The organism is Streptomyces sp. NPDC001515, from assembly GCF_053597115.1.
Genome location: NZ_JBSFHN010000065.1, coordinates 1 through 19,835, shown reverse-complemented (window position 1 = coordinate 19,835; position 19,835 = coordinate 1). Strand labels below are relative to the sequence as shown.

19 protein-coding genes are annotated in these 19,835 nt (G+C 73.9%); 15 read left to right on the top strand and 4 right to left on the bottom strand.

Going from position 1 to position 19,835, the window contains the following annotated elements; all coding sequences use genetic code 11:
* Nucleotides 1-63 precede the first annotated feature (63 nt).
* Nucleotides 64-735 (bottom strand): lysophospholipid acyltransferase family protein, encoded by a 672-nt coding sequence (locus ACWCXC_RS36895; RefSeq protein WP_383645783.1) that lies wholly within the window; start codon nt 733-735, stop codon nt 64-66.
* Between the two features lie 234 nt (nt 736-969).
* Here ACWCXC_RS36895 and ACWCXC_RS36890 point away from each other — a divergent pair, with 234 nt between their 5' ends.
* The 3 genes from ACWCXC_RS36890 to ACWCXC_RS36880 all read left to right on the top strand — a co-directional run bounded on the left by ACWCXC_RS36890 (nt 970) and on the right by ACWCXC_RS36880 (nt 3,366).
* Nucleotides 970-2,139 carry a glycerophosphodiester phosphodiesterase gene (locus ACWCXC_RS36890; protein ID WP_450891763.1) on the top strand — a complete coding sequence of 390 codons (1,170 nt, stop codon included), beginning with the start codon at nt 970-972 and terminating at the stop codon, nt 2,137-2,139.
* Between the two features lie 116 nt (nt 2,140-2,255).
* Nucleotides 2,256-2,825 carry a sigma-70 family RNA polymerase sigma factor gene (locus tag ACWCXC_RS36885; protein ID WP_450684894.1) on the top strand — a complete coding sequence of 190 codons (570 nt, stop codon included), beginning with the start codon at nt 2,256-2,258 and terminating at the stop codon, nt 2,823-2,825.
* A 37-nt stretch (nt 2,826-2,862) separates the two neighbouring features.
* Nucleotides 2,863-3,366, top strand: a complete 504-nt coding sequence (locus tag ACWCXC_RS36880; protein WP_450684912.1) for a GNAT family N-acetyltransferase — start codon at nt 2,863-2,865, stop codon at nt 3,364-3,366.
* Nucleotides 3,367-3,370: 4 nt separating this feature from the next.
* Here ACWCXC_RS36880 and ACWCXC_RS36875 read toward each other — a convergent pair whose 3' ends face one another.
* Nucleotides 3,371-3,808 (bottom strand): hypothetical protein, encoded by a 438-nt coding sequence (locus ACWCXC_RS36875; RefSeq protein ID WP_450684895.1) that lies wholly within the window; start codon nt 3,806-3,808, stop codon nt 3,371-3,373.
* A gap of 2 nt (nt 3,809-3,810) precedes the next feature.
* A complete protein-coding gene (locus tag ACWCXC_RS36870; RefSeq protein WP_450684896.1) occupies nt 3,811-4,170 on the bottom strand; it encodes a hypothetical protein in 360 nt (119 codons plus the stop codon).
* Nucleotides 4,171-4,734: 564 nt separating this feature from the next.
* Between ACWCXC_RS36870 and ACWCXC_RS36865 the strand changes: the two genes are divergently transcribed.
* From ACWCXC_RS36865 to ACWCXC_RS36830, 8 genes are all read left to right on the top strand, one after another.
* Complete coding sequence (locus ACWCXC_RS36865) at nt 4,735-5,796, top strand: methionine ABC transporter ATP-binding protein (protein ID WP_450891762.1); 1,062 nt, start codon at nt 4,735-4,737, stop codon at nt 5,794-5,796.
* The gene (locus tag ACWCXC_RS36860; RefSeq protein WP_450891761.1) at nt 5,793-6,464 is read left to right on the top strand and encodes a methionine ABC transporter permease; all 672 of its coding nucleotides are present in this window, start codon (nt 5,793-5,795) and stop codon (nt 6,462-6,464) included. The genes ACWCXC_RS36865 and ACWCXC_RS36860 overlap by 4 nt, the downstream gene beginning before the upstream one ends.
* Nucleotides 6,465-6,535: 71 nt before the next feature.
* Nucleotides 6,536-7,402 (top strand): MetQ/NlpA family ABC transporter substrate-binding protein, encoded by an 867-nt coding sequence (locus tag ACWCXC_RS36855; protein WP_450684899.1) that lies wholly within the window; start codon nt 6,536-6,538, stop codon nt 7,400-7,402.
* Between the two features lie 101 nt (nt 7,403-7,503).
* The gene (locus tag ACWCXC_RS36850; RefSeq protein WP_450684900.1) at nt 7,504-8,181 is read left to right on the top strand and encodes a GNAT family N-acetyltransferase; all 678 of its coding nucleotides are present in this window, start codon (nt 7,504-7,506) and stop codon (nt 8,179-8,181) included.
* A 110-nt stretch (nt 8,182-8,291) separates the two neighbouring features.
* On the top strand, nt 8,292-9,533 hold the full coding sequence (gene cbiE / locus ACWCXC_RS36845; RefSeq protein WP_450684901.1) for a precorrin-6y C5,15-methyltransferase (decarboxylating) subunit CbiE: 1,242 nt from the start codon (nt 8,292-8,294) through the stop codon (nt 9,531-9,533).
* 333 nt (nt 9,534-9,866) lie between these two features.
* Nucleotides 9,867-13,484, top strand: a complete 3,618-nt coding sequence (cobT, locus tag ACWCXC_RS36840) for a nicotinate-nucleotide--dimethylbenzimidazole phosphoribosyltransferase (protein ID WP_450891760.1) — start codon at nt 9,867-9,869, stop codon at nt 13,482-13,484.
* Between the two features lie 276 nt (nt 13,485-13,760).
* Nucleotides 13,761-15,014, top strand: coding sequence for a uroporphyrinogen-III C-methyltransferase (gene cobA, locus ACWCXC_RS36835; protein ID WP_450684903.1), 1,254 nt, complete (start codon nt 13,761-13,763; stop codon nt 15,012-15,014).
* A gap of 64 nt (nt 15,015-15,078) precedes the next feature.
* A complete protein-coding gene (locus ACWCXC_RS36830) occupies nt 15,079-15,897 on the top strand; it encodes a TrmH family RNA methyltransferase (protein ID WP_450684904.1) in 819 nt (272 codons plus the stop codon).
* Between the two features lie 10 nt (nt 15,898-15,907).
* On the opposite strand, the gene ACWCXC_RS36825 is transcribed toward ACWCXC_RS36830, so the two are convergent.
* Nucleotides 15,908-17,260, bottom strand: a complete 1,353-nt coding sequence (locus ACWCXC_RS36825) for a protein kinase domain-containing protein (RefSeq protein ID WP_450684905.1) — start codon at nt 17,258-17,260, stop codon at nt 15,908-15,910.
* A 205-nt stretch (nt 17,261-17,465) separates the two neighbouring features.
* Between ACWCXC_RS36825 and ACWCXC_RS36820 the strand changes: the two genes are divergently transcribed.
* The 4 genes from ACWCXC_RS36820 to ACWCXC_RS36805 all read left to right on the top strand — a co-directional run.
* A complete protein-coding gene (locus ACWCXC_RS36820) occupies nt 17,466-17,726 on the top strand; it encodes a hypothetical protein (protein ID WP_450684906.1) in 261 nt (86 codons plus the stop codon).
* Between the two features lie 188 nt (nt 17,727-17,914).
* A complete protein-coding gene (locus ACWCXC_RS36815; protein ID WP_450684907.1) occupies nt 17,915-18,124 on the top strand; it encodes a hypothetical protein in 210 nt (69 codons plus the stop codon).
* A 274-nt stretch (nt 18,125-18,398) separates the two neighbouring features.
* Nucleotides 18,399-19,547, top strand: a complete 1,149-nt coding sequence (locus tag ACWCXC_RS36810; RefSeq protein ID WP_450684908.1) for a phosphotransferase — start codon at nt 18,399-18,401, stop codon at nt 19,545-19,547.
* A gap of 68 nt (nt 19,548-19,615) precedes the next feature.
* Nucleotides 19,616-19,835 (top strand): TFIIB-type zinc ribbon-containing protein (locus tag ACWCXC_RS36805; protein WP_450891759.1); only part of this gene is annotated, 220 nt, incomplete at its 3' end.

The window sequence follows — 19,835 nt, the reverse complement described above, 5'->3', positions numbered from 1 at the left end:
GCGGTGAGGACGGCGAGGTGATCACCGCTCGGTACGGGCCCCTTCGCGCGGGCGACGCGGGTGTCAGGCCGCCTTGGCCTTCGTGGCGTACATGTCGACGTACTCCTGACCGGACAGCCGCATCACCTCGGCCATCACCGAGTCCGTCACCGCCCGCAGCACATAGCGGTCGCGGTCCATGCCCTCGTAGCGGGAGAACTCCATCGGCTCACCGAAGCGCACCGTCACCTTGCCCGGCCGCGGCAGACCCGCGCCCCCGGGCTGGAGCTTGTCCGTGCCGATCATCGCGAACGGCACCACCGGGGCGCCCGTCATCAGCGTCAGCCGCGCGATGCCCGTACGGCCCCGGTAGAGCCGGCCGTCGGGGGAGCGGGTGCCCTCCGGGTAGATCGCGAACGCCTTGCCCTCCTCCAGCACCCGGCGCCCCGTCATCAGCGCCGCGACACCGCCGCGCCCGCCGTCCCGGTCCACCGGGATCATGCCGACGCCCGTGAAGAACCAGGCCATCAGCCGGCCCTTGAGCCCCTTGCCCGTGACGTACTCGTCCTTGCCGATGAAGAACACCGGACGGTCGCAGCAGATCGGCATGATCATCGAGTCGATGAACGTCAGATGGTTGCCCGCGAGGATCACCGGCCCGGTGCCCGGAACGTTCTCGATGCCCTCTATCCGCGGACGGAACATCAGACGCAGGATCGGTCCGAGCACTGCCTTGATGAGTGCGAGACGGGACAACGGTTCCTCCGGTGTAGTGGCCGGGTCGGCCGAGGCAGGGAAGTGAGCGGGTCCGTGCAGGTGAGGACGATACTCGCGGGTACTCGCCGCACGCACATCGGGTTCATCCAGTGGATACGCAGTGTTGATGCGTGTTTCCGCCATGTTCGCCCAGGTGCCGCCGTCCGGACGGCACCGCTGCCTACGCTCGATCCTCGCACGACAGGTGCCGTACATCACATGCGAGGAGCCTTCATGTCAGAGCGTGCGCAGGCCGCCCCCGGACGACGGACCGTCATGGGCGCGGGGGCCGCCGTACTCGGAGCCGCCGCCCTCGGCGCCACCGGCACGGCGCGGGCCGCGGAGAAGAACGCCGGAACGTCCGCGGGACACGGCGCCGGACGCCGCCTCGACCTGCCCGTCCCCACGGTCATCGGCCACCGCGGCACCAGCGGCTACCGCCCCGAGCACACCCTCGGCTCCTACCAGCTCGCCCTCGACATGGGCGCCCACATCATCGAACAGGACCTGGTGCCCACCCGGGACGGCCATCTCGTCTGCCGCCACGAGAACGACATCACCGCCACCACCGATGTCGCCGACCACCCCCAGTTCGCGAGCCGCAGGACCACCAAGACCGTCGACGGCACCGCCCTCACCGGCTGGTTCACCGAGGACTTCACCCTCGCCGAGCTGAAGACCCTGCGCGCGAAGGAGCGCATCCCCGGCACCCGCCAGAAGAACACGCTCTACGACGGCCGCTGGGAGGTCCCCACCTTCGAGGAGGTCCTGCGCTGGGCCGACCGCGAGGGCCGCCGCCGGTCCCGGCCGGTCTGGCTGTACGTCGAGACCAAGCACCCCACCTACTTCCGGGGCCTGGGCCTCGGACTGGAGGAACCCCTCGCCCGGCTCCTGCGCCGCTACGACCGCCACCGCGCCCAGTCGCCCGTGATCCTCCAGTCCTTCGAGCCCAGCAGCGTCCAGCGGCTGTCGAAGCTCGTCGCGACCCCGCGCATCGTCCTGCTCTCCGGCGCCGGCTCCAAGCCCTGGGACTTCGTCGCCACCGGCGACCCGCGCACCACCGACGACCTGATCCGCCCGGCCGGACTGAAATGGATGGCCTCCTACGCCCAGGGCATCGGCCCCACCCTGGACCTGATCATCCCCAAGGACGCCTCCGGCCGGCTCACCACGCCCACCACCCTGGTGCGCGACGCCCACGCGCAGGGCCTCGTCCTCCACCCGTACACGATGCGCAACGAGAACGCCTTCCTGCCGGCCGACTTCCGCCGGGGCAGCGATCCCAACGCCTACGGCGACGCCTTCGGCGCCTTCGCCGCGTACTTCGCCACCGGCATCGACGGAATCTTCTCCGACAACCCGGACACCGCGCTCCTGGCCGCCGCGGACTTCGCCGCCGAGTAGGGCCTGCCGTCCGGGTCGTGCCGGGCTCGCGTCAGCACCCGGCCGGGGCGTGCCCCGGTCGGGTGGTCCCGGCGGGTTCCGCGACCGGCGGAGCCCGCACCGGGTCGGGTGGGGGCGTGACCACGACCGATCTCTCCCGCACCCCTTCCGCCCACGGCGCCGCCGCCCTCGTCCGCACCCTGTCTCCGCTGGTCGGGGCCGAGGCGCGCGCCGAGGCAAGTGCCACCGGGGCGGCCCTCGACCCCGCCGACCTCGAACAGACCGTCTGGCTGCGGCTGCTGGAACGGCTGGCCGACCGGGGCGCGCCCGCCGACCCCGGCCGCTGGGTGCGCGACACCGTCCGGGCGGAGGCCCGCCGCGCCCGCCGCGCCGTCCTGCGCGAACACCCCTACGACGACCGGACCGCCGCCGCCCCCGCCGGCCCCGACGGCTGCCCCGAGCGGGCCTTCCTCCGCGCCGACCGGCGGCGGATCCTGCGCGCCGCCGTCGCCCGGCTCTCCGCTCCCTGTGCCCGCTTACTGGAGGCGCTGCTCTCCCCGGACGACCCCACCTACCGCGAGATCGCCGGGGCGTTGGGTATGTCACAGGGGAGTTTGGGCCCGATGCGTTCCCGATGCCTCGGATGTCTGCGCAGAATGCTCGCGGCGGAGGTTGTCGCTCCTGAACTGCGGGGAAAGGAGCGGTAGACAACCGGCGGAACAGGTGAGCGAGAGGCATGCGCAGATGGGCATGAGCGTGATCATCTCGGCGGCGGAGACGCAGGACGCCGAGCAGATCTTGAAACTCCAGTACCTCTGTTTCCAGAGCGAGGCGGAACTGTACGGGAACTACCGGATCGACCCGCTCGTCCAGACCCTCGACTCGGTCCGCGCCGAGATCGCGACGAACCTGGTGTTCGTGGCGCGGCTCGGCGACGAGGTCGTCGGTTCGGTACGCGGCTCGACGGGACGGGACGGGGCCGGCGAGATCGGGCGGCTCTGCGTCCACCCCCGGCTCCAGGGCCACGGCCTGGGCGCGCGGCTGCTGGGCGCGGCGGAGGCCGGACTCGCCGACCAGCGGGCGGCGACCCTCTTCCGGCTCCACACCGGACACCGCAGCGAAGGCAATCTGCGGCTCTACCGGCGCGCGGGCTACGCGCCGGTCGGCAACACCACGGGCGGCGACGGCGTCCGGATGATCCTGCTGGAGAAGGAGGCCACGGCGCCCGCGTACGTCACGAGCGCCTGAGCGCTCACGCCGAGCGGGCGCGGCGCAGCCACATCATCCCGGTGACCGGAAGGATCACCGGGATGAACAGGTAGTCCCGGCCGAAGTACGACCACACCGTGGCGTCCGAGAAGGCCGAGGGCTCCACCAGCGTCCACGTCCCCACGACCAGCACCCCGGCCAGCTCGGCGGCGCAGCACACCAGCGCCGTCCGGCGCGCCCGCTCGCCCCCGCGCACCAGCGAGTAGGTGATGAAGCCGTAGACGAGGGCGGCGCCCGCCGACAGTACGTAGGACAGGGGCGCCCTGGAGAAGTCCAGGATCATCTGGACCACGGCGCGCGAGGCCGCGGCCACGGTGAACACCCCGTAGAACCAGACCAGCACCCGGCCGGGACCGGTGCCCAGGTCGAAGGGGCGCTTGGCGTCGGCGGCAGCGGCGGGGCCGCTCTCGGTGTCGGTCACGGTCAGCTTCCCCAGATGTCGTAGAGCCGTACTTCCAGCACGGCCAGCACGACCGCGCCCGCCGCCACCGTCACGGAACCCCACCGGGTCCGCTCGCTCAACGACAGGAACCCGGCCGCCGGCACGGCGAGGAAGGCGCCGATCAGATACGCGATGAAGATGGTCATGCCCTGGTCCGGCCGCTCGCCCCGGGCCAGCTGGACGACGCCCACCACCAGCTGGGCCAGTGCCAGCACCGAGACCACGGCCATGCCGATGAAGTGCCAGTCCTTGGTGGGCTGGTCCCGGTAGGCGGCGAATCCGCACCAGGCGGCGAGGGCGAGGGCGGCCGCGGCGACCGCGATCGTCAGGGCGTCGAGCATGAGGCGAGGGTATTACGGGCGGATCCGCCCCCCGCGTGCGCCCCCGGGGCGGCCCTCGGACGCCGTGGCCTTGACCACAGCCCGCCTCCCGGGCCGGACGGCGGGCGGGGTGGCCCTCTCCCCGGGCCGGACGGTGTTCGTGCAGGTCACAGCCGTAGAAGACGCGGGTGTTCGCGGCGCTGGGCACCATCCACCGCTGTCCGCTATCCGGACAACCGGTTCGGCGGCGAGCTGATGTCTGTTTTACTTGGCCCATGACCACGACGAGCAGCCGCACCCTTGCGACCGAGGCGAACACGACGCCCGGTGCTCGTTGTATGGGTCGAATGCGCGCCTTCTGAGGGCCCACGCCAGAGCCTCGCGCCCCGAAGCGAGACCGAGCCCAGCCGTCCGCATCCAGCGGAACGCGCCCTTCCACGAGACGCCGCCCCGCGGTCACGCCGCGCAGGGCCACGCCGGAAACCGGCTCGGAACGTCCGATCGAAACGTCCGGACAGTCTCGACGGACGAATGCCCCGTGCCCGGCGGACACCGCGCCGCGCACTCGACAGTGACGGAAACCCTGTGATCACCACTACGGGCCTCACGAAGGTCTACCAGTCGCGCGGCCGAGAGGTCACCGCCCTGGACGGCATCGACCTGCACGTCCGCGAGGGCGAGGTGTACGGCGTCATCGGGCAGAGCGGCGCCGGCAAGTCCTCCCTCATACGCTGCGTCAACCTGCTGGAACGCCCCACCGCCGGCACCGTGACCGTGGCCGGCCGCGACCTCACCGCCCTCGCGGGCCGGGGCCGCCGGGCCGGCCGGGAACTGCGCGAGGCGCGCAGCCGCATCGGCATGGTCTTCCAGCACTTCAACCTGCTGGCCTCCCGCACCGTCCAGGGCAACGTCGAACTGCCCCTGGAGATCCTCGGCGTCACCGGCCGCGAACGCTCCCGCAAGGCCCTCGAACTCCTCGACCTGGTCGGCCTCGCCGACAAGGCCAGGGCCTACCCCGGACAGCTCTCCGGCGGCCAGAAGCAGCGCGTCGGCATCGCCCGCGCCCTGGCCGGCGACCCTCAGGTCCTCCTCTCCGACGAGGCGACCTCCGCCCTGGACCCCGAGACCACCCGCTCCATCCTCCAACTGCTGCGCGACCTCAACCGGCAGCTCGGCCTCACGGTCCTGCTCATCACCCACGAGATGGACGTCGTCAAGACGGTCTGCGACTCCGCCGCGCTGATGCGACGGGGCCGGATCGTCGAGTCCGGCACCGTGAGCGACCTCCTCGCCACCCCGGGATCCGAACTGGCCCACGAACTCTTCCCGGTCGGCGGCACCGCCTCCGGACCCGACCGCACCGTCGTCGACGTCACCTTCCACGGCGACGCCGCCGGCCGGCCCGTGATCTCGCAGCTCTCCCGTACGTACAACATCGACATCTCGATCCTGGGCGCCGCGATGGACACCGTCGGTGGCAAGCAGATCGGCCGGATGCGCATCGAACTGCCCGGCCGCTTCGAGGAGAACGTCGTCCCGATCGGCTTCCTGCGCGAGCAGGGCCTCCAGGCCGAACTCGTCGACGACGCGCTCGCCCCCGACACCGCACCCGTTTCCGCACCGCTCACCAAGGAGGTGGCGAAGTGACCTGGTCCGAGATGCAGCCGCTGCTGACGCAGGGCACCGTCGACACCCTCTACATGGTCCTGTGGTCCACCGTCGTCACGGTCCTGGTGGGGCTGCCGCTCGGCGTCCTGCTGGTCCTCACCGACAAGGGCGGACTGCTCCAGAGCACCCCGGTGAACAAGGTCGTCGGCGTGATCGTGAACATCGGCCGCTCGCTGCCCTTCATCATCCTGCTGATCGCCCTGATCCCCTTCACCACCTGGGTCGTCGGCACCTTCATCGGCCCCACCGCCATGATCGTGCCGCTCGCCGTCGGCGCCATCCCCTTCTTCGCCCGGCTCGTCGAGACCGCCGTGCGCGAGGTCGACCACGGACTGGTCGAGGCCGTCCAGTCCATGGGCGGGTCCATCCCCACGATCGTGCGCAAGGTCCTGCTGCCGCAGTCGCTGCCGTCGCTCGTCTCCGGGGTCACCACCACCGTCATCGTGCTCATCGGCTACTCCGCGATGGCCGGTGCGGTCGGCGGCGAAGGACTCGGCTCCAAGGCCGTCACCTACGGATTCCAGCGCTTCGACAACCGCTTCATGCTCATCACCGTCGCGCTGCTCGTCGTCATCGTCACCGTGATCCAGCTGATCGGCGACACGGCCGTACGCCTGCTGGCCCGCCGCGGCCGTACCGCCTCCTGAGACTTCTCTCCTCCGAGCCCGCACTCCTTGTCCGGGCGCACCACCATCACCACCTGAAAGAGGCACTCTTCGTGCGTAAGAACATCAAGCTCACCGCGGCCGCCGCCGCCACCGCCGCCCTCGCCTTCGGCCTCACGGCCTGCGGCACCGACTCCGACCCGTCCGCCAAGAGCGGCTCCGGCGCCTCGGCGGACACCTCCAAGGCGCTCGTCGTCGCCGCGTCCCCGACGCCGCACGCCGACATCCTCGGCTTCGTCAAGAAGAACCTGGCGGCCGAGGCCGGCCTCAAGCTGGAGGTCAAGGAGTTCACGGACTACGTCCTGCCGAACACCGCCACCGAATCCGGCCAGGTCGACGCCAACTTCTTCCAGCACCAGCCCTACCTGGACGACTTCAACCAGAAGAACAACACCCACCTGGTCTCCGTCGGCACCGTCCACCTGGAACCCCTCGGCCTCTACTCCAAGAAGGTCAAGGCGCTCTCCGACATCAAGCCCGGCCAGACCGTCGCCGTCCCCAACGACACCACCAACGAGGGCCGGGCGCTCCAGCTCCTCGCCGAGAACGGCCTGATCACCCTCAAGGACGGCGTCGGCACCAGCGCCAAGCTCAGCGACATCACCGACAAGAAGGGCCTGTCCTTCAAGGAGCTGGAGGCCGCCACCGTGCCCCGCGCCCTGAACGACGTGGACGCCGCCGTCATCAACGGCAACTACGCCATCGAGGCGAAGCTCAAGCCCGCCGACGACGCCCTCGTCCTGGAGAAGGCCGACGGCAACCCGTACGCCAACATCATCGCGGTGAAGAAGGGCGACGAGAAGGACCCCCGCGTCCAGAAGCTCGTGCGGCTCCTGCACTCCGACGACGTCAAGAAGTTCATCGAGGACACCTACCAGGGCTCGGTCGTCCCGGCCTTCGGTACCGCGTCCAAGTCCTGACCCCCGCAGGGCACTTGTCCGACGAGCCCCGCCCACCCCGCCCGGGTGTGCGGGGCTCCGTCGCGCCCACCCGGCCATGCGCGCGCCCCACCCGATGCTGCATGCTGTGCCTTTACACGGTCTTCGGCATGGAGCTGCGCATGACTTCCACCTTTCCGGACATCTCCATCAGCACGGACCGGTTGGTGCTGCGCCCGTTCGACATGGCGGACGTCCCCGCGTACATCGAGATGATGAACGACGAACTCGTCACGGCCTGGACCGACGCCCCCCACCCCTACACCCGGGTCGACGCCGAACGCTGGGTCCGCAGGATCGCCCCCGGCAAGCGCACCGGCGGCGACGGCATCGCCCTGGCCGTCACCGAGTTCCTCACCCAGCGCCTGGTCGGGTCGGTACGCCTGCGCCGCACCGACTGGCGCACCCGCTCCGCCGAGGCCGCCTACATCACCGCCCCCTGGGCGCGCGGCGAGGGCTACGCCACCGAATCCGTCCTGGCCGTCGCCCAGTGGCTCTTCCGCGACCAGGGCTTCGAACGGCTCGAACTGCGCACCGCCGCCGACAACACCGCCGCCCAGCAGGTCGCGCAGAAGCTCGGCTGCATCAGCGAGGGCGTCCTGCGCAACGCCCGGATAGCCCGGTCGCAGACCGAGGACGGCGGCTGGACCGACATCAGGACCGATCTGATCGTCTGGGGCCTGCTCCCCGAGGACCTCGAAGGCGTGGCCGAACAGCTCGCCGACGCGGGCGGCTACGGCACCTACCAGGACTGGAACTGACCGGGCGCCGGGGCGGGCGCGCCGCACGAGTCCGGACCGGGTAACCTCACCCTGCCCGTCCCCGGGCACCCAAGCCCCCACCTGCGACGACACCAGGAGACTGACGACAGATGGCCGACCGGGTCACAGTGATCGGCTGGGACGGCTCACCACTGACCAGAGCGGCCACCGCCGCCCTCTCGGCCGCCACCCTCGTCGCCGGCGCCGCCCACCACCTCGCGCTGCCCGAGGTCCCCGGACGCGCGGAACGCATCCGCCTCGGCTCCGTCGACCTCGCCGCCCGCCGCATCGCCGGCCACCGGGGCAGCGCCGTGGTCCTCGCCGACGGCGACCCCGGATTCTTCGGCGTCGTCCGCACCCTGCGCGCCCCCGAGCACGGGCTGGAGGTCGAAGTGGTGCCCGCCGTCTCCTCGGTCGCCACGGCCTTCGCCCGCGCCGGCATGCCCTGGGAGGACGCCCAGACGGTCGTCGCCCACCCCCGCACCCTGCGCCGCGCGGTCAACGTCTGCCGCGCCCACCACAAGGTCGCCGTCCTCACCTCGCCCGGCGCCGGCCCCGCCGAACTGGCCCTCCTCCTCGAAGGCGTCCACCGCACCTTCGTCATCTGCGAGGAACTCGGCACCGACCGCGAACAGGTCACCGTCGTCACCTCCGACACCGCCGCCGACCACGTCTGGCGCGACCCCAACGTCGTCATCGTCGTCGGCCAGGGCCCCGAACAGCGGGCCGACACCGGCTGGATCGCCGGCCGCCACCCCGCCTACCCGCAGGGCCTGCGCGGCTGGGCGCTGTCCGCCGACGCCTACCGGGACGACACCGGCCGCCAGGCCCCCGTCACGACCGGCGAGGGCGAGTCCCCGCAGCTGCGCGCCGCCCAGCTCGCCCATCTGGGACCCCGCACCGGGGACCTGGTCTGGGACATCGGCTCCGGATCCGGGGCGCTCGCGGTGGAGGCCGCGCGCTTCGGCGCGGCGGTCCTGGCCGTCGACAGCGACCCGGAGGCCTGCGCCCGCACCACCGCCGCCGCCCGCGCCTTCGGCGTCCAGCTCCAGGTCGTCGAGGGGCGGGCCCCGCACGCACTGGAACGGCTGCCCGAACCCGACGTCGTCCGCATCGGGGGCGGCGGCGTCCCCGTCGCCACTGCCGTCGCCGACCGCAGGCCCGAACGGATCGTGACCCACGCGTCGACCCGCGACGAGGCCGAGGCGCTGGGCGCCGCCCTCGGCGGGAACGGCTACACGGTCCGCTGCTCCCTCCTCCAGTCCGTCGAACTGGACACGTCCGCATGGTCGGAGCGCGAACGCACGGTCGTGTTCCTGCTGTCCGCGCTGCGTTCTGACCTTGCCCCCTGACCCGCCCGGCACGCGGCGGGAGGTAGGCTGGCAGATCGTTGCACCGCGCCCGGCCGTTCGTCGCTTCGTTCGTCAATGTCCGGAAAAGGGGACCGTTTTGGTCCCCGTTGTGGTACGGCAGAACCGGGGGACGCGCAACGTGGCGCAGTCCACAGCGAGCCGTGGCGAAATGACCTGCCGCGGCGGCGATCGGCCGCGAGAATGCAGGATGTCCGCGACCGTTTCGTGCCGCTCGGCGTGCCCGCTCGTTCCACTGGACGAGCGCCCGCGTGCCGTGTTCGGGCGTCCCGGGCGTAGGGCCGAAGGAGCACTGACGATGGGCGAGGGGTACGCATGAGTGACACCGGCCGGATCCCGGGCGAGGGACTGCCGGAGAACGCGGGCATGGTGGAGCAGCCGGGCGTCCCCGCCCCGGACGGCTACCCCTACCCCGGCCCCTCCGAGCACGCGCCCGAGGACGACGACCTCCTGCTGATGCCGAGCGCCCAGGGGGCGTGGGGCGAGCCCCACATCGTCCCGGCGCAGCACCACGACCCGCTCACCGACCCGCTGCCCGGCCCCGCGCAGCCGCAGGGCCCGGTGCAGTTCGCGGAGCAGACCCCGGTGTACGCGGGACACCAGCAGTACGCCGAACCGCTCGGGCAGAGCGGCCAGGGCACCCACGAGTCCGGCGGCCGGGACTCCGGCCATGTCGACCTCGGCGGCGTCCGCATGCCGCAGGCCGCGCCCGCCCAGGCCCAGCCGCCCGCCGCCCAGCCCCAGCCGCCCGTCCGCCGTCCGCTGCACCGCGGCCCGGCCTCCCCCGAGTCCCCTTCCTACGGCGGTACGTCGGGGATCGGCGTCGTCCGCTCGCTGGCCGACCGGGGCCCGGCGGGCGCACCGCAGCCCCGCGCGCAGACGGCCGTCCAGCCGCCCGCCGCCCGGCACGCCGGCCCGGCCACGGCCGAACCCGAGTACTTCGAGCCGGCCGCCGACGAGGCGGCCGCCCTGCCCGGCCCGCAGCTGGGCGAGATCCCGCCGCAGGGTCCCGGTCCGTGGGCGGCCCCGGCCGCCGCGCCGGTCGCCCCGCAGGCCCCGGCCGCAGAAACGGTCGTCCCGGCGGCGGTTCCGGAAGCCGGTGCGGAGACCGCCCCGGAGACGGCTCCTGACGCCGTCCCGGCCCAGGCGACCGACGGGGCCGTGACCCCCGAGACGGCGCCGGTCGAGACCGTGGTCCCCGAGACCGTGGCCCCGGAAGCCGTGGCCGAGGCGGTGGTGACGCAGCCGGCACCGGCTCCGGCCGAGAGTGCCGCCGTCCCCGCGCCCGCCGAGGTTCCTGCCGCCGACGTGCTTGTGGCCGAGGCGCCCGCGGAAGCGGCCCCCGCCGCGCAGACCCCGGGGGAGGAGGCCGCGCTCCCCGGTACCCCCGGTGGCGAGGCCCCCGTCGCCCAGGCGCCGACCGCCGAAGCCGTGAGCACGGAGGCCCCGGCCCCCGAGGCTTTCCCGGCAGAACCGCAGCCCGTGGTCGTGGACGAGGCGCCGGACGCCGTGGCCGCGCCCGACGCGGTGGTCCCGGCCGAGAGCGCACCGGCGCCCGCGAACGGGGAGCTGACGGACGGTCTGCCGCCCGCCGCGCCCGAGGCGGCGGAGCCGGTGGCCGAGCAGCCCGCGACGGCCGCGCCGCAGACGCCGGCGGAGGCGCCCGCCGAGGCGGCTGCCGAGACCGCGTCCCCGGCGGCCGACAACGAGACCGCCCCGGCCGAGGAGACGCGGATCGGCCCCATCGCCCTGGGCCCCGTGCCGGAGCCCGAGGCGGAGACGGGCCCCGAGGTCATCGAGACCCCCGACCTGACACCGCACCACCCGGAGGCCGCGCTTCCGGAGGCCGCCCCCACCGAGGAGGCGGCGCCGGACGCAGTCGTCGAGCCCGCCGAGGCACCGGTCGCGACGGAGCCGCAGCGCCCCGAAGCCGTGGTCCCCGAGGTAGGGGAGGCCCCCGAGGTCCCGGTGGACGGCCCGGTCCGGGAGACGGAGGTCCCGACGCGGACCGAGGCCCCGAGCGGGAGCCGGCCCGAGGCCGCCGCCCACGACGCCACCCCGCTTCCGGCGGACGCCCCGTCCGAGCAGCCCCGGCCCGCCCAGGAGCCCCAGGGGCCCGAGGGATCCGAGGAACCCGCTGCCGCCCAGGCCGTCGACGCCACCGCCACCGCGGACGCCGGCGACGAGGCGGCCGACCCCGTCCCGCCGGCCCCCGGCTACGACGACGCCGAGCGCGAGGCCGTCCTGCGCGTCATGCGCGAGCGCCGCGACATCCGCAACGGCTTCCGAGGCGACCCCATCCCGCACGAGGTGCTGCTGCGCGTTCTGGAAGCGGCCCACACCGCCCCCAGCGTCGGCCACTCCCAGCCGTGGGACTTCGTCGTCATCCGCTCCGCCGAGACCCGCCGCTCCATGCACGAACTGGCCCAGCGCCAGCGCGACGCGTACGCCAAGTCGCTCCCCAAGGGGCGGGCCAAGCAGTTCAAGGAACTGAAGATCGAGGCGATCCTCGACACGCCGGTCAACATCGTCGTCACCGCCGACCCGACCCGGGGCGGCCGGCACACCCTCGGCCGGCACACCCAGCCGCAGATGGCCCCGTACTCCTCGGCGCTCGCCGTCGAGAACCTGTGGCTGGCCGCCCGCGCCGAAGGGCTCGGCGTCGGCTGGGTCAGCTTCTTCGACGAGCGCGAGATGGTCCGCGCCCTGGGCCTGCCCGAGCACCTGGAAGTCGTCGCGTACCTCTGCGTGGGCTACGTCGACGAGTTCCCCGAGGAGCCCGAGCTGCTGCAGGCCGGCTGGTCCAAGCGCCGCCCGCTCTCCTGGGTCGTCCACGAGGAGACGTACGGCCGCCGCGCCCTGCCCGGCGAGGAGCCGCACGACCTGCTCCAGGAGACCATCTCCAGCATCCGGCCCCTGGACGCCAAGGCGCTCGGCGAGGCATGGGAGCGGCAGAAGCGGATGACCAAGCCCGCCGGCGCCCTCGGCATGCTGGAGATCATCTCCGCCCAGCTCTCCGGCCTCTCCCGGATGTGCCCGCCGCCGATCCCGGAGCCCGCGGCCGTCGCGATCTTCGCGGGCGACCACGGGGTGCACGCCCAGGGCGTCACCGCCTGGCCGCAGGAGGTCACGGCCCAGATGGTCGCCAACTTCCTCGGTGGCGGCGCCGTCTGCAACGCCTTCGCCGGCCAGGTCGGCGCCGAGGTGTGCGTCGTCGACGTCGGTGTGGCCACCGAACTGCCCGCCACCCCTGGACTGCTGCCCCGCAAGGTGCGGGCCGGCACCGCGGACTTCACCACCGGTCCCGCGCTCACCCGCGAAGAGGTCCTGGCCGCGATCGAGGTCGGCATCGAGACCGCCCGCGATCTGGTCGCGGCCGGCAACAAGGGGCTGCTCACCGGTGAGATGGGCATCGCCAACACCACCGCGTCCGCCGCGCTGATCTGCGTGTACACGGGCATGGACCCGGCCGAGGTCACCGGCCGGGGCACCGGCATCAACGACGAGATGCACGCCCGCAAGGTCGACGTGGTGCGCCGCGCCCTGGAGCTCCACCAGCCGGACCCGGCCGACCCCATCGGCGTCCTGGCCGCCGTGGGCGGTCTGGAGCACGCGGCGATGGCCGGATTCCTCCTCGGCGGGGCCTCGCTCCGCACGCCGGTGATCCTGGACGGGGTGAGCGCGGGCGCCGCCGCCCTCGTCGCCCGTGCCATCGCCCCGGAGGCCCTGGCCGCCTGCATCGCCGGCCACCGCAGCGCCGAGCCCGGCCATGTCGCCGCGCTCAACAAGCTGGGACTGCGCCCGCTGGTCGACCTCGACCTCCGCCTCGGCGAGGGCACCGGCGCCCTGCTGGCCCTGCCGATCGTGCAGAGCGCGGCCCGCGCCATGCACGAGGTCGCCACGTTCGACTCGGCGGGCGTGACGGAGAAGTAGTCCGGGCAGCCGGCCCCCGGGCCGTGTCCGTACGTCCCGCCGGATTCCACCGGGACCGTACGGACACGGCCCGGCGCCGGACGGCACCACAGGGCCCTCCGGTGCCCGTGGCACGCCACCCCGGCCCCGGGAGGCCCGGGGGCCCACCGGCGCCCCCGCACCCGCCGCCACCCCGTATCGTGAACCCCACCCACGATCCGCAACATTGCACGTCACAGCCGCTCCACCGCCGCAGCGGCCCGCAGCCCCCGCATCGCACGAGGAGCCCGCACCGCCATGGCCGAGCACGCCGATCACCCCGCCTACCCCGTCGGACTGCGCCTCAACGGGCGCCGTGTGGTCGTCGTCGGCGGTGGCCAGGTCGCCCAGCGCCGGCTCCCCGCCCTCATCGCGGCCGGCGCCGACATCGTCCTGGTCTCCCCGTCGGCCACCCCCTCCGTCGAGGCGATGGCCGACGCCGGCGAGATCCGCTGGGAGCGCCGCCGGTACGCCGACGGCGACCTCGCCGACACCTGGTACGCCCTCATCGCCTCCGACGACGCCGCCGCCAACGACGCCGCCTCCGCCGAGGCCGAGCGCACCCGCACCTGGTGCGTCCGCAGCGACGACGCCGACGCCGCCACCGCCTGGACCCCCGCCACCGGCCGCAGCGAGGGCGTGACCGTCGCCGTGCTCAGCAGCGACGTCCACGGCCGCGACCCGCGCCACTCCGCCGCCGTCCGCGACGCCATCGTCGAGGGCCTGCGCGACGGCACCCTCGCCGCACCCCAGCACCGCACCCGCGTCCCCGGCGTCGCCCTGGTCGGCGGCGGCCCCGGCGACCCCGACCTGATCACCGTGCGCGGCCGCCGCCTCCTCGCCTCGGCCGACGTCGTCATCGCGGACCGGCTCGGCCCCCGCGACCTCCTCGACGAACTGCCGCCGCACGTCGAGGTGATCGACGCCGCGAAGATCCCGTACGGCCGCTACATGGCCCAGGAGGCGATCAACGCCGCGCTGATCGAGCACGCCAAGGCGGGCAGGGCCGTGGTCCGCCTCAAGGGCGGCGACCCGTTCGTCTTCGGACGCGGGATGGAGGAGGCCCAGGCGCTCGCCGCCGAGGGGATCCCCTGCACCGTCGTGCCCGGCATCTCCAGCTCCATCTCCGTGCCCGGCGCGGCCGGCATCCCCGTCACCCACCGCGGCGTCGCCCACGAGTTCACCGTCGTCAGCGGCCACGTCGCCCCCGACGATGCCCGCTCCCTGGTCGACTGGGAGGCCCTCGCCCGGCTGCGCGGCACCCTCGTCCTCCTGATGGCCGTCGACAAGATCGGTGCCATCGCCCGCGCGCTCGTCGCCCACGGCAAGTCCCCCGACACCCCGGTCGCCCTGGTCCAGGAGGGCACCACCGCCGCGCAGCGCCGCGTCGACGCCACGCTCGCCACCGTCGGCGAGCGCGCCGAGGCCGAGGGCGTCCGCCCGCCCGCCGTCATCGTCATCGGAGACGTCGTCGCGGTCGGCCCGGACACCCCTGCCGCACTCACCGAGTAACCCGCGGTAACGGATCTTCCTCCAGACCGTTGGCACCACACACCGGACAAGGCAGTATCAAGCTGTGGCTGATCTCATCACCGTCGACGACCCCGACGACCCCCGCCTGCGCGACTACACCGGTCTGACCGACGTCGAGCTGCGGCGCCGCCGCGAGCCCGCCGAGGGCCTCTTCATCGCGGAGGGGGAGAAGGTGATCAGACGGGCCCGCCACGCCGGCTACGAGATGCGCTCCATGCTCCTGTCGGCGAAGTGGGTCGACCTGATGCGCGACGTGATCGACGAGGTCCCCGCACCGGTGTACGCGGTCAGCCCCGAACTCGCCGAACGCGTCACCGGCTACCACGTGCACCGGGGCGCGCTCGCCTCCATGCAGCGCAAGCCCCTGCCGACCGCCGACGAACTGCTGCGCACCACCCGCCGCGTCGTCGTCATGGAAGCCGTCAACGACCACACGAACATCGGCGCCATCTTCCGCAGCGCCGCCGCGCTCGGCATGGACGCCGTCCTGCTCTCCCCGGACTGCGCCGACCCGCTCTACCGCCGCTCCGTCAAGGTCTCCATGGGCGCGGTCTTCTCCGTGCCCTACGCCCGCCTCGACACCTGGCCCAAGGCCCTGGAGACCGTACGGGAAGCGGGCTTCAAGCTGCTCGCGCTCACGCCCGACGAGAAGGCCAGCAGCATCGACGAGGCCGCCCCCCACCGGATGGAGCAGGTCGCCCTGATGCTCGGCGCCGAGGGCGACGGTCTGTCCACCCAGGCCCTCGTCGCCGCCGACGAATGGGTGCGGATCCCCATGGCCCACGGCGTCGACTCGCTCAACGTGGGCGCGGCCGCGGCGGTCGCCTTCTACGCGGTGGCCACCGGCCGCCCGGAGTCCTGACGCCGGATCCCTACAGCCCGCTCCCGGCCCGGCCGGCGTCCGCGCCCCGGGCCGGCACCGTCCCGCCGTGGCCGAAGGCCGCGGCGACGCCGGCACCGTCACGGTGCCCGTCGCCCAGTCCGCGCGCGGGCCCCTGGCAGCCCTGGGCCGCCGCGATGCCCAGCGCGACCAGCAGCGTCACCACCACGAAGACCACCAGCCGCTGCCGCAGCAGGCGCGGGTTGGCCGGGCGCCGCCCCGCCGAGGTCGGACGCGTTCCCGGCCGGGTGCCCGGCCTGCCGTTCGTCCCGGGAGCCGGCCTGGGCCGCTTCCCCGGCTGCGTGCCCCCGCGCGAGGGCTGCTGCGGACCGGGGCGCGAACCCCCGGTCCGGGGCGGGACGCCGCGCCCCGGCGCCGTCTGCCGGCCCTGCGGCCGCGACGCCGGACCGGGGCCCGGGGCCCGGCGCGTCTGCTGCTCGGTGTGCGGACCGCTCAGCCGCCCCGTCGGACGGTCGGCCTCCTGGGCCGAACGCTGGACCGGCGGCCGGGTCTCGTGCAGCCCCTGCGCCTCCCGCGCCGCGATCTCCTTGAGCCGCATGGAGAGTTGCAGGGTGCTGGGCCGCTCCTCGGGATCCTTCGCCAGACAGGCGCTCACCAGCGGGGCGAGCGCGTCGTGCACGTCGTACAGCTGCGGCTCCTCGTGCACCACGCGGTACAGCATCACCTCGGAACTGCCGTGCCCGAACGGCGAATCGGCCATCGCGGCGTACGCCAGGGTCGCCCCCAGCGAGAAGACGTCCGTCGCCGGCGTCACCGCCGCCCCCCGCACCTGCTCCGGCGCGAGGAACCCGGGCGAACCGACCGCCGTGCCGACGTGCGTCAGCGTGGACGCGCCGGTCGCCCAGGCGATGCCGAAGTCGATGATCCGGGGACCCTTGGGGGAGAGCAGGATGTTCGACGGCTTGAGGTCCCGGTGCACCACACCGGCCTCGTGCACCGCCACCAGCCCTTCGGAGAGCGCCGCCCCGATCGAGGCCACCTCGGCGGCCGACAGCGGGCCCTCCTCGGCGACCTTGTCGTGCAGCGAGGGCCCCGGCACGTACTGCGTGGCGAACCACGGACGGTCCGCCTCCAGATCGGCCGCGACCAGCCGGGCCGTACAGCCGCCGCGAATGCGCCGCGCGGCCGACACCTCGCGCGCGAACCGCGAACGGAACTCCTGATCCTCCGCCAGGTCCGGCCGGATCACCTTCAGCGCCACCCGCTGCCCGCGACGGTCCGAGCCCAGGTAGACGACGCCCATGCCGCCGGCCCCGAGCCGCCGGTGCAGCCTGAACGAGCCGACGACACGCGGGTCCTCGCGCCGGAGCCGCATCATCGCCATCTCTGCCCATCCCCGCTGCCTGGTCCGTCTGACGAGGCACAGCTTACGTACCCGCCGCCCGGGGCGCTCAGAGGCCGCGCCCTCACCGGCGAATCGATTGTCAGTGCCGGGTGGGAGACTTGAGGAGTGGTCAGGGAGGAGCGGATCCGGACTCCCCGGCCCGTGCGAGATCTCAAGGGTCAGTCGCAGAAGGGGGATTGGATCAATGAAGGGCGATCGGGTCGAGATAGTCGTGGACGCCGGGGACACCACCCGGACCTACGAGGTAGTGGCCTCCAGGGCCGGCCGCAGAGTGGAGACGGCGGTCCGCCGCGGGGTGGTCGAAGTGAGTGAAGTCACCAGGAGCGGTTCGGTGGTGCGCACCGCCCGCTTCATGGCGACCAGGGTCCTCGCCCTGGTCGAACAGCCGGTGCCCAGGCAGGACGCCTCCGAGCACCCCGTGGGGGATGACCCCGGGGTCCGGTAGTCCCTTCTCCACCCAGGGGAGTACGCCGACTCCCCACGGCTCATCCTCCGGGAGGCCCGGCAATCGGTACGCGGGCATGACGCCGGCCGCCTCCCGGATCCCTAGTGTTGAGGTCAAGCGGCGGGCGTTCGCACTCGTCCCCCGAGGTCACACGCCCGCCGCCCCACGATCAGGTCAGGAGAGGAACCATGGCGGACACGGCAGCGCGGACGGTCGTCCGTACGCGGGGACGCACGGCCTACACCCCGTCCGCCGGCCGTCCGGCCCCCGGCCGCCGCCACCCGCTGGTGGCCACGGCGATGGTTCTTCCCCTGGCGGCCCTGCTCACGGTCGTCTTCGGCGGCTGGGAAGCGGTGGTCACACAGGCGTCGTCCGTGGGCGTGATGCTGGGGCGCTGAGCGGCGCCCCGGGTCCGGAAGAGCGGTCCGGACCGGGACATCCGGCCAACAACCCCGTGGGGACGGGGGTGCGGCGGACGGCAGCGTTTGTCCGGTCAGCTGGGGAGCTGACCGGACATCGCGCTGTCCGGGCCCGGAAGCACCGGGCGCCTCGTACGCCCCCGAGCACCCCTCGGGCGGATCCGGCCGCCGGAGCCCGGGGGTCCGGCGGCGTACGCTCTGCGGCGGACGGGCACCGGCCCGCCCCGCCTGCCCGTTCCACCCGGGGGAGCCCGTGACCGCCGACCTCGTACCCGCCCTGGCCGCCCTCGCCCACGAGGCGGTTCACGCTGCCCCGGAGGGCGCCGGGAAGACCCGGCGGGCAGCCCGGGGGACAGCACCCGCCGGTCCGGCACCGCTTGGGGAACCGGCCCCGGGAACGGGCCGGGACGCCGCCCACGGGTCCGCCGCGGCCCCCTGCGCCTGCCCGGAACCCGTCGTCCTCGCGGACCGGGCGGACGGCACCGTGGTCCGGGTCGGCCCCGTCGTCGCCAAGGCCCACGCCGCCGGTACGGACATGGCCGCACTGGCCGCGCGCCTCGCCCCGGCCGCCGACCCGGGGCTCGCCGGCATCCTGCTCGCCCCCCTGCCCGTCCCCCCGGCGGCCGGCGGTGCCGTCTCCCCGTACCTCACCGCCCTCCACGGCCGCCCGGTCACCCTCTGGCCGTACGGCGAACCGGTGGACCCCGACGATCCCGACCGGGCGCCGTGGGAGGAGGCCGGGGCCCTGCTCGCCCGGCTGCACCGGGTCCGGCCGGCCGACGCCCCGTCCGCCCTGCCCGGACCGAGGAGCGGGGGAGCGGCCCGTACGGCGTCCGCCGCACCGCCGCCCATGCGCGGCCCGGCGAAGGCCGCGCTGGCCGTGGCCCGGATGCGCGCCGCCCGGCCCGACGGACCGGCCACCGCGCCCGTCCTCGCGGCCTGGGCGGCGCTGCCGGCCTGGGCCCGCGACGAGGCGCCCGCACCCGCGCACCGCACCCGTCCGCTCTGCCACGGCGACCTCCACCTCGGCCAGTTCGTCCGCCACCCCGAGGGGGGCGGCTGGCTCATGATCGACATCGACGACCTGGGGCCCGGCGATCCCTCCTGGGACCTCGCCCGGCCCGCCGCCTGGTACGCGGCAGGACTGCTGCCGCCCGGGGTCTGGTACCGCTTCCTGAACGCCTACCGGGCGGGCGGCGGGCCCGCCGCCCGCGCCGACGGCGATCCGTGGCCCGAACTGGACGTCGCCGCGCGCGCCCTGACCGTACAGACCGCCGCCCTCGCGCTCGCCGCGTGCGCGGCGGAGCGGAGGAATCCGGATGAGGTGGAACAGACGATGCTCGACTCCTGTGCCCGAATCGCCGCGCTCCCGCCCGAGTTGGCCGGGGCGCGACCGTCGTAGGCTGAGCCGGACGCCGCCGGGCCCACTGTCCGGCGGTGGATGACCGACGGCGAGGAGTGAGCCCGAAGATGCAGTGTCCCAAGTGCCACGCACCGATGCACACGTACAACCGCAACGGCATTCAGATCGAGCAGTGCAGCGGCTGCCGGGGGATCTTCCTGGACTACGGCGAGCTGGAGACGCTCACGCGCATAAGCTGGCCGCCGAGCTCACCGCCCGGGTCCAGGCCGCCGGGGTCCGGATCATCGAGTCCCGCTTCAGCCACCTCGCGTACGCCCCCGAGATCGC